The sequence below is a fragment of the Paenibacillus sp. J31R98 genome (assembly GCF_056269245.1).
Window position 1 is genome coordinate 312,958 of sequence record NZ_JBWDNO010000005.1, and the last position, 13,472, is coordinate 326,429.

Below are 13,472 nucleotides of genomic sequence, written 5' to 3' on the forward strand. Positions count from 1 at the left end.
GATAAATCAATGAACGTAGGCATCCGAAACCCTGTGGCGAAAGGCTTCTTCTACATCCTGCTGCTGCTCTGGGCTGTGTCGGTGATTTACCCGTTAATATGGACGTTGCTGGACTCGCTGAAGGATAACGAACAGTTCTTCATTCACGCGCCGTGGTCGCTTCCTAAGTTCCCGCTGCTCTGGTCGAACTTCAGCTATGTGTGGAGCAAATATAATTTCAACACGTATTTCGTCAATTCACTTGTCGTCACGGCTGGCTCCACAGTGCTCGGCCTGCTGCTCTCCGCGATGACCGCTTACGTGCTTGCGCGGTATAAGTTCAGAGGCAGCAACTTCCTCTACCTGCTGTACATCGCTTCGATGATGATTCCATTCATTCTGGCGCTCATCCCGCTGTTCTTCCTAATGAATTCGATGCATCTCGTCAATACGAAGCTCGGCCTTATCCTCGTCTATGCGTCCAGCTTGCTGGCGTTCGGCATCTTCGTGCTCACCGGCTTCTTCAAGTCGCTGCCGAAGGAGCTGGAAGAATCGGCGCATATTGACGGCGCATCGCATTTCGGAACGTTCTTCCGCATTATGCTGCCGCTGTCTCAGCCCGGTCTCATTACGGTCGCGATTATCAACGTGCTGAACATCTGGAACGAGTACGTTGTCGGTACGATTATCGTGAATGACCCAACCCAATACACGCTTCCGATTGAGATCGCGGTTATGCAGCAGGAGATGCAATACCGCACGGAGTGGGGGCCGCTGTTCGCAGCGCTGCTCGTCACCATCGTGCCGGTGCTCATCATGTACATCTTGTTCCAACGCAAAATCGCTAGTGGTATTACGGCTGGTGCCGTGAAGTAAACGAACAGGAACTATGGTACCCCTTGATTGCTACAGCCCCGAGCTGCAACAGTCGAGGGGTTTTTCGTATTGTTCACACTCCGTTCATCGTTGTTCATATTCGGTTCATGACCTCGTGGCAAGATAAGCGCATTGAGAACAAGAACGCATGATATAACACACAAGGAGCTGACTCATATGTTAAACAATACAACGAAGAAACAACCGCGTATTGCGATTATTGGAGGTGGACCAGGGGGACTTACGCTGGCGCTTATTCTGCAAAAGCATGGGCTCGCGTCCACCATCTATGAGCGCGAAGCGGCGGATGCGAACGCGCAGCGGGGCGGTTCGCTGGACATTCATGAGGATTCCGGGCAGTGGGCGCTGAAGGAAGCTGGCCTGCTTGAGCAGTTCCAAGCGCTGGCGCGTTATGAGGGCGAAGACTTCCGGCTGCTTGATAAGCATGGAAAGGTCTATATGGATGATGTCGCAGATACGGAAGCGACCTCGGGCGGCCGCCCGGAGATCGACCGCGGCACGTTATGCGATCTACTGCTCGGTGCGCTGGACCCATCGACGATGCGGTATGGACATAAGCTCGTAGAGGCTGCCCCGCTGGCGAACGGGCGGCATGAGCTGCACTTCGAGAACGGCTTTACCGACACTGTCGATCTGGTCATCGGAGCAGACGGCGCCTTCTCCCGCATTCGACCGCTGCTCAAAGACGCTGCCGCAGCTTATAGCGGGCTCACGATGATTGAGCTGAGCGTCGATACAGTGGAACATCCCGAGCTCGCTGCCTTCAACTCCCGTGGCAAAATGTTCGCTCTCGACGATTACAAGGCCATTCTCGGCCAGCTGAACGGAGACGGCCGTATCAAGGTATATGCTTCTTTCCAAGCGGAACGCGACTGGCTCGATACCTGCGGCATACCGTTCGACCAGCCGGCGGAGGCGAAGCGGCAGCTGCTTGAGCTGTTCCATGATTGGGATGAGCAGCTGAAGGATTACATCCGCTACGCCGGCGATGTTGTGCTGCCAAGGCGCATCTATATGCTGCCTGTCGGGCTGCAATGGGCAAGCAAGCCAGGCGTGACGCTCATTGGCGACGCTGCACATTTGATGTCTCCTTTTGCAGGGGAGGGTGTGAATCTGGCGATGAAGGATGCCGCGACATTGGCGCTCGCGATCGTGCGCAGAGGCAATAGTGGAGATTGTGGCGAGCTAGCTGAAGCAATCCGGGAATATGAGTCCGAAATGTACGCGTACTCGTCCTTCTCCGCGAAGATGTCCGATGATAATCTGAAGCTTATGTTCTCCGAAAATGCCGCGATTAACCTGAAAAACCTGTTTGACCAGTTTCATCTGCAGCTTGCAGAGCAGCAATAAGGATATGAAAACAACCTTAGCCGGCGGACAGAGATTTAGCTATATCCGCACTTGCTAAGGTTGTTCTTTATTTCAGCTTATGAGAGCTTGCTTACGACTTGCTTCAGCGCTTCTTGGATTGGCGTTAGTGGGCGACCAAGCAGCTTCTCGAAGTCATTGCTCTCCACTTCAAGCGAGCCCGCGCGAATGCCTTGCTGAATGCCGACTACAATCGGAATTGCAAAGTCTGGCACGCCTACGTTCTTCATAATGCCTGCATACGTCTCATCATCAACCTGCTGGACAGCGACTTCCTTGCCTAGGGCCGCGCCAAGCGCCGCTGCGAATTCTTCCTGTGTCAACAGTGTGCCGGACAATTCATATGTCTTGTTCTCGTGCCCTTCGCCTGCGAGCACTGCCGCTGCTGCTTGCGCATACTCGTGATGCAGCGCCCAGCCAACCTTGGCGGAGCCTGCGGACGTTATCCAAGGCGCTCCTGCGATAACCCCTTGAATGCTTCCAACCTCATTCTCCAAGTACCAGTTGTTGCGCAGCAAGGCATATGGGACGCCGCTCTCGCGAAGTGCTTGCTCTGCCGCCTGATGCGGCGGTGCGAACAAGATCTTGCTGTCAGTCGCACCTGCCAAGCTCGTGTATGCGATGAATCCGACTTTCGCCCGGGCAGCGGCTTCAATGGCATTCACATGCTGGCGAATCCGCGTCTCTGTGTCGCCGTCGGTCGAAATAATCAAGATGCGGTCAATGCCTTGGAATGCCGCATCGAGCGTCTCCGGACGGTCGAAGTCGCCGTGGCGAACGTCGATTCCTTGTTCACGCAGCCCTTCTGCCTTCTCCGGATTACGTACGCTTACCGCGATCTGGCTTGCCGGCACCGTCTTCAGCAATTCTGCTACCACTTCTGCCCCAAGCTTTCCTGTTGCACCTGTCACTAACAATTTCATCGTTTTCTTCCTCCTTAAGTTTGTTGTATCTAGTATTGTTATAACTATTATAGTTACAACATGTGTATTAAAAAAGGTTCTTAGGCAACAACGAAATTCGCGAATCAAGCCGGCGAATCTGATTGCACCTTTGCAGAAATGGAATGAATGAGTTAATCCATTGCTGCACCAGAACCTTTACTTAAACTTCTCAAGCAGCTGCGCAATCGTTGTCTGCGCGAGCTTCTGCTCCATGAGCGCCTGCGCCTCCGCAAGCTCCTCTTGAAGCACCTGCTCAATATTTCGTCCAACGGAGCATTCGATCTTCGAGTGCTCATGAATGCGAAACAGCTGGTTATTCTCCGTCACGCCCACGGCGCGATACACATCAAACAATGTGATATCGGAAGGGTCTTTCAGCAAGACCGCACCGCCTACACCCGGCCTAACCTCAACCAGACCGGCTTTCTTGAGCATCCCCATGATCCGCCGAATGACGACCGGATTCGTGTTGACGCTGCCTGCGATATAGTCGCCTGTGCTATCTGGCGCAACGGCGATAAGAGAAAGTGTATGAACCGCAATTGAGAAACGCGTACTAATCTGCTTCACTTTAACCACCACCGTTGTAACCATTGTAGTTACTTCTCATCCGACTGTCAATATTACAACAAATAATGATACTATCCGGTCTGCTCTTGCGCCGCCCATTGATTGTGAACGAGACCCGCGTAGAAGCCGTTCATCCGGATCAGCTCCTCATGTGAGCCCGCTTCGATAATTTCCCCGCCGCTCACAACCAGTATGCGATCCGCTTCCCTGATTGTACTGAGCCTATGGGCAATGACGAAGCTCGTTCTTCCTTTCATCAGCGACTTCATTGCCTCTTGAATATGAAGCTCTGTCCGCGTATCGACGCTGCTCGTTGCCTCATCCAGAATAAGAATGGCGGGATTCGCCAGCACTGCGCGCGCGATTGTGAGCAGCTGCTTCTGCCCTTGGCTCAAGTTGCCGCCATCTGCGCTCAATTCCGTATCGTATCCTTGCGAGAGCCTTCGAATGAACGTATCTGCATTCGCGTGTCTAGCAGCTGCCTCCACTTCCTGATCGGTAGCATCAAGGCGTCCATACCGAATATTGTCGCGGATTGTCCCGGAGAATACGTATGCGTCCTGCAGCACAAGCCCGATTTGCTCCCGCAACTCTTGCTTGCTGAAGCGCTGAATATCCTCGCCGTCAATCAAGATACGACCCGACCCGATCTCATAGAAGCGTGTCAGCAGATTGATGACTGTCGTTTTGCCCGCGCCTGTCGGACCGACCAAGGCAATCATCTGGCCAGGCTCAGCATGCAGTGACAGCTGCTTCAGCACGGGCACTTCCGGCTTATAGCCGAAGCTGACGCGATCGAACACAACTTCGCCGCGTATCGGACTCGTGCTCTGGCTCGGGCGTTCACCGCTCCGTGTGCCCTCGCCATCCTCCTGCATCTCAGGCTCCAGATCAAGCACCTCAAACACCCGCTCCGCTCCTGCCACCGCGGATTGGAACAAGTTATATTGATTCGCGAGCTGGTTGATCGGCTGGCTGAATTGCGTGGAGTAATTCAGAAAGCTGACGATAACGCCGATTGTAATCATGCCATGATAAGCAAACAAGCCGCCGCATACGGCAATGATAACGAAGGTCAAATTGCGCATCGTGTTCATCATCGGCCCCATTGAGCCAGAGAGGCTCTGCGCCTTGATGCTGACCTTCCGTAGCTTTTCATTAATGTCCCGGAACTGCTCCGTTGAGGTCTCTTCGCGCCCGAATACTTTGACCACCTTCAGGCCGGAGATCATCTCTTGCACGAAGCCGTTCACCTCGCCAAGATGCTTCTGCTGCTGCGTAAAATAATGCCGCGTATACTTCGTTATTTTCTTCGTTATATAAGCAATCAACGGTACGGTCAGAATCGTAATCAACGTCATCCAGCCGCTTAACACGAACATCATGATGATACTGCCGACGAGCATCAGAACACCTGAAATCAGCTGAACGACTGTTTGATTCAGCGTATTGGAGACGTTGGCGATATCGTTGGTCGCTCGGCTCATTAGCTCGCCATGCGTCTTCTGATCGAAGAACGGAACTGGCAGCCGCTGATAGTGCGCCATTATATCTCCGCGCATGTCGCGAACCGTATTTTGCGATAGACTCGATGCGGAATACTGTTGAAACCACGTAAACGCCGCCCCAAGCAAATAGACGCCTAACAAAAGCATGCCCATTCGTAGAAATCCGTCATAGTCGCGTGGAACAACGTAGTTATCGACCATTTTGCCGATCATATAGGGTCCGAGCAGAGAAAGTCCAGAGGTAATGACCGTCGTCAGCACAACGATGAATAACGCTCCGCGTTGCCGCGCCAAATACCCGCCGATCCGCCGCAGCGTGCCTGCCGTATCCTTCGACCGCACCTTCTGAGGACCGCCGAGCTGCAGCCCAAAGCCTTGACGAAAGCCCATCTGATCGAAATTTGCCGCCGAAGCCGGTGCTTGCGCTTGGTTCGCGTTAGCCGGACGGGATGGATTGGTGCTGTTCGACATATGCCGCTACCTCCTCCTTACCGAATTGGGACCGATAGATATCTTGATACACTTCGCAAGATGCGAGCAGCTCCTCGTGGGTGCCGCTGCCTGCGATCATGCCATCGTCGAGCACAATAATTCGATGCGCCTGAGCAACTGACGTAATGCGCTGCGCGATAATGAACGTAACCGTGTCTCGGGTAATATTCATTAGTGCCCCGCGAAGCTTCCGCTCGGTACCCAGGTCAAGCGCACTCGCGCTGTCATCCATGATGATGATTGGCGGTTTAATGAGCAATGCGCGGGCAATGGAGATCCGCTGTTTCTGGCCACCGGACAAATTAACGCCTTTCTGACCCAGCTTCGTCTCATAGCCATCTGGCAGATTGACGATGAACTCATGCGCTTGCGCAATCCGCGCTGCCGATTCAATATCCGTTTGCGACGCGTCTGGCTTGCCGAAAGCAATGTTGTCTCTAATCGTACCCGTGAACAGGAACGACTCCTGCAGCATCATCCCGATACTGCGCCGAAGCTTGGTAAGCGGCAGCTTCCTAATATCCTCGCCATCGATCTGAATGGAGCCGGATGTGACATCGTACAGACGCGGAATCAGCTGAACAAGCGTTGATTTGCCTGAACCTGTAGCGCCAATAATAGCGATGGTCTCGCCGCGCCTTGCTTCCAGATCAATGTCGCGCAGGACAAGTTCGTTCGAAGAAGTCGATCCGCTATAGGAGAAAGCAACTCCTCTCAGCTTCACATTTTGAACAGGCAGCATGGTGTTATCCTCTTGATGATGCTTCGCACCCTCAATGTTCGGCTTCGTCGCCAACACCTCTTGGATGCGCTTCGCCGATACATTCGCCTGCGAAACGTTCATAAGCAGCCCGCTGACCATCAGTAAGGAAGAGAGCACCTGAATGACATAGTTGATAAAAGCGACAAGCTCCCCCACCTGAATGGACCCTTGCGTAACCAGATTATTGCCGCCATATAGCAGAATCGCTACGAGACAGGCATTCATGATGAAAGTAACGATCGGAGCGTTCAGTGCGATGAAGCGAGCTGCTTGAATGGAGACTTGCGTGTAGTCGCGATTAACCGCCTCGAAGCGCCCGGTTTCGTAACGGGATCTGACGAAGGCTTTGATAACCCGGATGCCTGCGACATTTTCCTGAATGCGCGTATTTACAGCATCGAGCCGCGTCTGAACAGCTGAGAACAGCTTGGATGAGAATCGAATAAGGAGGATAAGGACGAGACTGAGCGCAATCAGCGTTCCTAGCAAAATAAGACCGAGCTGCACATTCATAAGCAGTGCCATTACAACACTGCCAATCAGCAAGCCCGGTGCCCTTACAAGACCCTGCAGCGCCATCTGAACCAAGTTCTGCACCTGCACGACATCGCTGGTCATCCGCGTAATCAGCGAACCGGACTTCAACTGATCCACATTGTCGAAGGAGAACGTCTGCACCTTCTTGAACAGCGCTTCGCGGATATCAGCGCCGAAGTTCTGCGAAGCCCGGCTTGCGAACAGGTTGCAGGCTACGCCCGTGATAAGCGACAGCAACGCCACTACAGCCATGAATATTCCTGTCTTCTGAATGACGGAGAAATCGCGTTCGACGACGCCGAAATTGACAATATGGGCTGCCAGCCGAGGCTGAAGCAGATCGAAAAAGACTTCCAAGAGCATAAAAGCAGGGCCGAGCAGAACGAACTTCCAATACGGCTTAATATAAGCTCTTAACTCCCACATGCGTTAGCTGTCCCCTTCTTTGTTCTCGTCTGTCTCTGGGGCTTCGGCTGGGTCTGAGTCTGCGCCTGATGGTGGTTCTGGGTCCGAAGCTGCGGCTCCGGCTGCATCCGACTCCAGCTCATGAATGTCGAAATGCTGGGTGTATTCGTCAATGATGGCTTCGACCGCTTTCAGCTCGCCGAGCACAGTTGATCTGATGTCCTGAAACTCTGCAGCATCGAGCTGCCGCAGCAAGGTTGCGCGTTTCACTTTGAGCCGCAGCAGAAATTCAAGCGCCCGTCCTCTGCGGAAGGTTTGTGCGCCGTGATGATGGTGGTGATGCTTGCCATGCCCATGACCGTGTCCTCCATGACCATGTCCGTGTCCTTGTCCTTGTCTCATAGGTTCACGTCCTTTCTTGTGTGCATACATTTGTATACACCCTCTTCTACAACTACTGTATACAATTGTATGCGCAGTGTCAATTCAAATAAATTTTGTAGTAACTGTCACAAATCAGGCCGCTTAATTGTCTTAGATATCGAAGTTCGAAAGAAGGGCTATTTTATTCAACTCAACCAATGGAGGTATATTAGAATGAAACTAAGAATGAACCATATGAATGCAAACCGCGCTGGCTTTCAAGCGATGCTGACCCTTGAGGAAGCGTCGAAGAAGATGGGCCTTGACCCTCTCCTGTATGAGCTTATTAAGATTAGAGCTTCCCAAATTAACGGCTGCTCCTTCTGCCTCGACATGCACGTGACGGACACTCGCAAAATGGGCGAATCCGAGCAGCGCCTCGCCTTGATCTCCGTATGGCGGGAAACGCCGTTCTTCACTGAACGTGAGCGTGCGGCGCTTGCGCTGACTGAGGCAGTTACCGTTATTTCCGCTCAAGGTGTGCCGCAAGAGCTGTTCGACGAAGTTCGGGAACTCTACAGCGAGAGCGAAGTTGTAGCGCTAGTCATGGCAATCAACGCAATCAACTGCTGGAATCGCATGGCGATTACGACTGGTATGTTCCCAGGCTGCTACGAAGTATAATGTCCATCAGCATCTAATAAAGCCACCCTGCACTAGGGTGGCTTTATTAGATGCTGATGGATAGAATGATAGTCAAATAGGTCAGAAGCCTGCGAAAGGACGGATCCGCCGTGATGATGAACGATGCTACGCCTCTGGCTCAGCCTGCTCAGATCGAACAGCTTTATCGCGAATACAAGCCTTTGCTTGCATCCGTCGCATACCGGATGCTCGGTTCGATGAGCGAGGCCGAGGATGCGGTGCAGGATGTGTTTGTCGCTGTCAGCAAGCAGGATAGCGGTACCGTGGTGCAGCATCCGAAGGCGTATCTCGTGAAGCTAGTCACGAATCGTGCGCTGAACATGATGAAGGCCGCGCCACGCAAGCGGGAGAGCTATCCAGGACTATGGCTGCCAGAGCCAGTCATTGAGCTGGATGCTGGAGAAGCGCCGCTGGATCGGCTCGTTCGCAACGAGCAGCTCGGCTACGCCTTGCTCGTGCTGCTGCAGACCTGCACGCCGCCGGAACGCGCGGTGTTCGTGCTGCGGGAATCATTCGGCTACGATTACGCCGACATCGCCGCCATGCTGGATAAGACCGAGGCCGCCTGCCGCAAAATCTATAGCCGAGCTGCCGCCAAGCTCGGCCATCGACCGGCGGCAGAAGGCGACACAGCTACCGCGCTCGACGCCTCCATCAAGCGGTTCGTCCAATCGTTCACGCAAGCGATCAACACCGGCAAGCTCGACAGCTTCATTCATCTGCTCACGGAGGACGCCGTCATGCTCAGTGACGGCGGAGGCATTGTCCGCGCGGCAATCAATCCTATCGAGGGCCGACATCGCATTATCGCCTTTTTTGCAGGCATCGCTGGCAAAGGCTCGCTCGAAGGGGAATTCCGCGAGGTCACGATCAGCGGGCAGCGAGGCTTGCTTCTGCTACGCGAGGACCGACCTCCGTTCGCGTTTATTTTCGAGCCCGATGCGGATGGTGGGGCCATTCGGGCGATCTATCTGGTGAGCAATCCAGAGAAGCTTCGGCGAATTACTTAGTTTATCGAGGTTGATCTCTGCTTCTGTTGTGAGGGGTACCTGGTACCCCTCTTTGCGTTTTTTTCTAGCTAATTCCGCTGATGAAGGGTAGCTGCTACCCTGCTTGTGCGATTTTCGCTCGTTTTGCGCCAATGTAGGGTACTGGGTACCCCTCTAGAAATCTAGATTGCCGGATAATCAGCACATTGAGCTAAGGAGTGTGCTCTAGGGTCACACATCAGTGGAAAACCAACTAAACGAACCAATGTGTGTACTCCAGGGTTACACATTTGCGGAAATCCAGCCAAACAAACCAATGTGTGTACTCCAGGGATACACATATGCGAAAAACCAGCATTTTAAGCTAAAGAGTGTACTCTAGGTATCTACACGAGCAGCAAACCAGCATATCTAGCCAATGTGAGTACTCTAGGTATCTACATGAGCTGTAAATCAGCAGATCTAACAATTGTGAGTACTCCTAGTATCTACACGCGAGGAACTCCACTCGAGTTGAGCTAATGTAGCTGGTTTGGTGGACCTCTTTGATACAAATCTGGTGCATTGAGCGAATGTAGCTGGTTTGGTGGACCTATTTGCTGGAATTCCGGCGAATTGAGCTAATGTAGCTGGTCTGGTGGACTTCTTTGACGGAAATCCGGCGCATTGGGCGAATGTAGCTGGTTTGGTGGACCTCTTTGACACAAATCCAACGAAATGAGCCAATGCAGCTGGTCTGATGAGCTTCTTTGCAGGATACCTGGCCCGCCTGTCCGACCACACCTACAACCACGCCCACACGAGCGCCCCTCTCCGCTCCCCGCCACCTAACAAAAAAGGCTCCACCGGGTTGCAGCGTGCAACCGGGGCGCCTTCCTTTTTCATACCCAACAAAACTTTATTTCCAAGCCAGCTCCGGCAGAATCTCCTTCTGCACCTCGCACATTTCGTCGATCATTGCGCACGCTTGGTAGTACGTTGGCGCTTGGGGATCGAGCAGAATCGCTTGCAGCAGCTTCTTCTTCGAGCCTTCCAAGTAGGCTTCAATCAGCAGCTTGTGAATCATCCCTTGAATGTGGATCGTGCCGATAACTGCTGTCGGCAGCTCGATGCTCATCGGCTTCAACTCGATGCCTTGGCCATTAACGATCGCTTGCGTTTCCACGACCATATCGTCTGGAAGGCCTTTGATCGCGCCTTTGTTTGGCAGGTTCGCGGAGTTGATCTCGATCTCGTCGTCGAAGAAGATCGCCTCGATGATTGGAATCGCATACTCCTGGCTCGGACATACCTTGTCCTTGCTGAACTTGTACGCTTCCTCTGCCCAAGCCTCTTGCGTCGTTACGTTGTCGAACAGACCTTTATCGAGGCTATGACCGCCCGCACAGTATACGAACTCAGGCGTTCTGGAGCCTTCCTTCCACAGCTGCTCGCGGATCGGATCGTAACGGTATTGCAGCGTCAATCCTGCGTAGAAGTCGGACGCATACGATACATACTCGCCGCAGTGGTTCGTGCCTGGGTACGGATACATGCCGTAAATTTGGTACATCGTGCGAGACAATCCGATATGATCCCATTCTGCGAGACGGTTCGCTTTGCGCTCTTTCTCATCGAACAGTGGGTACAGGTCTTTGCCTGTCGCCTTCTCCCAAATCTTCGTGAAGAAGCCAAAGTGGTTCAAGCCGCCTGCTTCGAAGCCAATCTCATCTTTCTTCATTTCGAGGAACTGGCTGATTTGGTCAACACCCATGTCGAGACCGTGGCAAAGGCCCACAATCTTAATCGTTGTCAGCTTCGAGATCGCTTCAACCAACTTCGCCTCTGGATTCGTGTAGTTCAGGAACCAAGCGTTCGGACAAACCTTCTCCATCATGCGAGCGATATCCAGCATCGGTCCCAGGTTGCGAAGCGTGTGGAACATGGAGCCCGGTCCACCGTTCTCGCCATAAAGCTGCTTGCTGCCGTAGCGACGCGGAATGTGGAAGTCTTGCGACCAGTAGTGGTAACGGTTCACTTCAATCGCCACAATCGCAAAATCCGCATTCGTGAGCGCTTCTTCCAAATTCGTCGTATGCCAAATTTTCGCTGGATGCTCGAAGGAATCGAACATTTCTCTTGCATATTTATAAGTGCGAGCCACGTTGTCCGCGCTAATATCCATCAGGGCAATATCGAGGTCTACTTGCGACTTGAGACGTTCCGACAATACGATATCATTGAGTGCGCCGAGCGCGAACGAGACGCTGCCCGCTCCGATAAGTGCAACTTTCATTTGCTTTTTCATAGATCATCCAGCTCCTTTTATCTTGATCGTTTCCATGCCGTATATGCAGCGCCGATGACGCCAGCGTCAGAACCAAATACAGGCGCCGCAATACGAATCCGGTCGCGCAAATGGTCAAAAACCTTGCCCTTCGTACTCTCCACGACCAGCTCAATCAACCACGGATTGTGCTCGATAACCGAGCCGCCGATAACGAACATGCCCGGGTCAAGCGTCTGCATCAGAGAGGCAATCCCTCTACTAAAATACTCCACCCATTGCGCGATAACTTCCTCTGCTTGCTTGTCCTTGCTCACGTACTTATCGAACAGAAGCTTCGCCGTTGCATCGCTGCCGTACAGCTTCTTGCTCTCGACCTCCAAGGCGGTTCCGCTGCAAAGCGATTCCAGCGTGCCTGCGTACAGAGAGTCATGCCCGTTGTCCCGATCCGAGACAATCATGCTGCCAATCTCGCCGGCATAGCCGTTGGCGCCGTGAAGAACCTCGCCCCGCACAACAATGCCGCTGCCAATGCCCGTGCTCACTGTGATATACATGGAGATGACACTGCCCTGCGAAGCTCCCCGCTCGCCCTCCAGTAGAGCAATCACGTTCACATCGTTGTCCAAATACAGCTCATGCTCCGGAAAATACGACCTTACTGCATCCACCGGCACGCCCTCCAAGCAAGGAACATTGCCCGCATCGACAATGAACTCGGTCCCTTCTCGCCAAGGCACGGGAACCGCCATGCCGATCTTGCTTGCTCTGTGTTCGCTGTCGACGGTATCAACCAGACGCCGAACGCCTGCAAACAGCTCTTCCACGCTGCCGAAGCTGCCGGTCAGGACCGTTTCTTTGCCCACAACCTCCAGCTGCTCATTTACCAGCCCGACCCGAATGTTCGTACCTCCAATGTCTACCCCGATGACGTACTCGCTCATCCTGCTTGCTCCCCACTGATGTCTAGATACTTCGCTGCCTGCGAATCCAAGAAGAAATCGATATGATCGAAGCCGAGCAGCGCTTGAGCCGGCAGCTTCGCATCCGGATTGCAGAAGATCTCCCGTACGATCTCGGCTTTGCGCTCGCCGGTAATCACCGTGATGACCCGCGCGCTGCGAATCACTTGCCCAAGACCAAGCGTAATCCCCTCCGAGAGAACCGTGCGCTCATGAAAATACTTCTGAGCCACTTCCTTCGTTGTCGCCGACAGATCAACGACACTGCTATAATCGAGCACAGAACTCCCTGGCTCATTAAGCCCGATATGTCCGTTCATGCCCACGCCCATCAAGCTGAACGTAATCGGATGCTGTTCGATGTACCGGTCAATTCGCGAGCACTCCTGCGCCAGATCCGCCGCTGTACCATCGAAGAATTCAATCTGATCACTCTCAAGCGGGATCAGCGAGAACAAGTCTTGGTTCAGCATCTGATAGCAGCTGCCCTCTGAGCTGCGCTCAATCCCGACCCACTCGTCGAGACTGACGATGCGAAGGTCCTTCACTCTGCCGCCGCGATCGATATCGCGCGCGAACAGCGCGTAGCTCTTCTGCGGCGTACTGCCGGAAGCCAGGCAGAATACCGGCTGCTCGCCTTGCAATCGCTGCTGCATCTCATTCGCGATTTCGCGCGCCACCTCTTCTTCACTGTCAAAAATCCGAATCATGCGCCTCGCACTCC

The 13,472-nt window shown here is 53.4% G+C and carries 12 protein-coding genes; 4 read left to right on the top strand and 8 right to left on the bottom strand.

The genetic code is table 11. The features are described from left to right. The first annotated feature begins 9 nt into the window (after positions 1-9). A complete protein-coding gene (locus AC0YNX_RS20170) occupies positions 10-855 on the top strand; it encodes a carbohydrate ABC transporter permease (RefSeq protein WP_475817495.1) in 846 nt (281 codons plus the stop codon). A gap of 177 nt (positions 856-1,032) precedes the next feature. Further along, positions 1,033-2,226, top strand: coding sequence for an FAD-dependent oxidoreductase (locus tag AC0YNX_RS20175; protein ID WP_475817496.1), 1,194 nt, complete (start codon positions 1,033-1,035; stop codon positions 2,224-2,226). Positions 2,227-2,303: 77 nt separating this feature from the next. On the opposite strand, the gene AC0YNX_RS20180 is transcribed toward AC0YNX_RS20175, so the two are convergent. From AC0YNX_RS20180 to AC0YNX_RS20200, 5 genes are all read right to left on the bottom strand, one after another. Next, positions 2,304-3,167, bottom strand: a complete 864-nt coding sequence (locus AC0YNX_RS20180) for an SDR family oxidoreductase (protein WP_475817497.1) — start codon at positions 3,165-3,167, stop codon at positions 2,304-2,306. A 177-nt stretch (positions 3,168-3,344) separates the two neighbouring features. Continuing rightward, positions 3,345-3,758, bottom strand: coding sequence for an Rrf2 family transcriptional regulator (locus tag AC0YNX_RS20185; RefSeq protein ID WP_475817637.1), 414 nt, complete (start codon positions 3,756-3,758; stop codon positions 3,345-3,347). 71 nt (positions 3,759-3,829) lie between these two features. Further along, positions 3,830-5,737 (bottom strand): ABC transporter ATP-binding protein, encoded by a 1,908-nt coding sequence (locus AC0YNX_RS20190; protein ID WP_475817498.1) that lies wholly within the window; start codon positions 5,735-5,737, stop codon positions 3,830-3,832. Beyond that, complete coding sequence (locus tag AC0YNX_RS20195; RefSeq protein WP_475817499.1) at positions 5,703-7,484, bottom strand: ABC transporter ATP-binding protein; 1,782 nt, start codon at positions 7,482-7,484, stop codon at positions 5,703-5,705. The genes AC0YNX_RS20190 and AC0YNX_RS20195 overlap by 35 nt, the downstream gene beginning before the upstream one ends. A 3-nt stretch (positions 7,485-7,487) precedes the next feature. Continuing rightward, positions 7,488-7,865 (bottom strand): hypothetical protein, encoded by a 378-nt coding sequence (locus tag AC0YNX_RS20200; RefSeq protein ID WP_475817500.1) that lies wholly within the window; start codon positions 7,863-7,865, stop codon positions 7,488-7,490. Between the two features lie 195 nt (positions 7,866-8,060). On the opposite strand from AC0YNX_RS20200, the gene AC0YNX_RS20205 reads away from it, so the two are divergent. After that, a complete protein-coding gene (locus AC0YNX_RS20205; protein WP_475817501.1) occupies positions 8,061-8,510 on the top strand; it encodes a carboxymuconolactone decarboxylase family protein in 450 nt (149 codons plus the stop codon). Between the two features lie 113 nt (positions 8,511-8,623). Then, entirely contained in the window at positions 8,624-9,541 is a 918-nt protein-coding gene (locus tag AC0YNX_RS20210) for a sigma-70 family RNA polymerase sigma factor (RefSeq protein WP_475817639.1), read from the top strand. 877 nt (positions 9,542-10,418) lie between these two features. Here the strand turns inward: AC0YNX_RS20210 and AC0YNX_RS20215 are convergent. Genes AC0YNX_RS20215 through AC0YNX_RS20225 form a run of 3 tightly spaced genes read right to left on the bottom strand, consistent with a single transcriptional unit; the run spans position 10,419 to position 13,458 of the window. After that, positions 10,419-11,807, bottom strand: coding sequence for a family 4 glycosyl hydrolase (locus AC0YNX_RS20215; RefSeq protein ID WP_475817502.1), 1,389 nt, complete (start codon positions 11,805-11,807; stop codon positions 10,419-10,421). Between the two features lie 17 nt (positions 11,808-11,824). Continuing rightward, positions 11,825-12,730 carry an ROK family protein gene (locus AC0YNX_RS20220; protein WP_475817503.1) on the bottom strand — a complete coding sequence of 302 codons (906 nt, stop codon included), beginning with the start codon at positions 12,728-12,730 and terminating at the stop codon, positions 11,825-11,827. After that, the gene (locus tag AC0YNX_RS20225; protein ID WP_475817504.1) at positions 12,727-13,458 is read right to left on the bottom strand and encodes a 6-phosphogluconolactonase; all 732 of its coding nucleotides are present in this window, start codon (positions 13,456-13,458) and stop codon (positions 12,727-12,729) included. Before AC0YNX_RS20225 ends, AC0YNX_RS20220 begins: the two co-directional genes overlap by 4 nt. Positions 13,459-13,472: the final 14 nt, after the last annotated feature.

What these genes read in the sequence shown, in the direction of transcription:
- AC0YNX_RS20215 (WP_475817502.1), bottom strand. Translation starts at nt 11,807, where the DNA reads ATGAAAAAGCAAATGAAAGTTGCACTTATCGGAGCGGGCAGCGTCTCG.
- AC0YNX_RS20180 (WP_475817497.1), bottom strand. Translation starts at nt 3,167, where the DNA reads ATGAAATTGTTAGTGACAGGTGCAACAGGAAAGCTTGGGGCAGAAGTG.
- AC0YNX_RS20175 (WP_475817496.1), top strand. Translation starts at nt 1,033, where the DNA reads ATGTTAAACAATACAACGAAGAAACAACCGCGTATTGCGATTATTGGA.
- AC0YNX_RS20200 (WP_475817500.1), bottom strand. Translation starts at nt 7,865, where the DNA reads ATGAGACAAGGACAAGGACACGGACATGGTCATGGAGGACACGGTCAT.
- AC0YNX_RS20170 (WP_475817495.1), top strand. Translation starts at nt 10, where the DNA reads ATGAACGTAGGCATCCGAAACCCTGTGGCGAAAGGCTTCTTCTACATC.
- AC0YNX_RS20225 (WP_475817504.1), bottom strand. Translation starts at nt 13,458, where the DNA reads ATGATTCGGATTTTTGACAGTGAAGAAGAGGTGGCGCGCGAAATCGCG.
- AC0YNX_RS20190 (WP_475817498.1), bottom strand. Translation starts at nt 5,737, where the DNA reads ATGTCGAACAGCACCAATCCATCCCGTCCGGCTAACGCGAACCAAGCG.
- AC0YNX_RS20205 (WP_475817501.1), top strand. Translation starts at nt 8,061, where the DNA reads ATGAAACTAAGAATGAACCATATGAATGCAAACCGCGCTGGCTTTCAA.
- AC0YNX_RS20195 (WP_475817499.1), bottom strand. Translation starts at nt 7,484, where the DNA reads ATGTGGGAGTTAAGAGCTTATATTAAGCCGTATTGGAAGTTCGTTCTG.
- AC0YNX_RS20220 (WP_475817503.1), bottom strand. Translation starts at nt 12,730, where the DNA reads ATGAGCGAGTACGTCATCGGGGTAGACATTGGAGGTACGAACATTCGG.
- AC0YNX_RS20210 (WP_475817639.1), top strand. Translation starts at nt 8,624, where the DNA reads ATGATGAACGATGCTACGCCTCTGGCTCAGCCTGCTCAGATCGAACAG.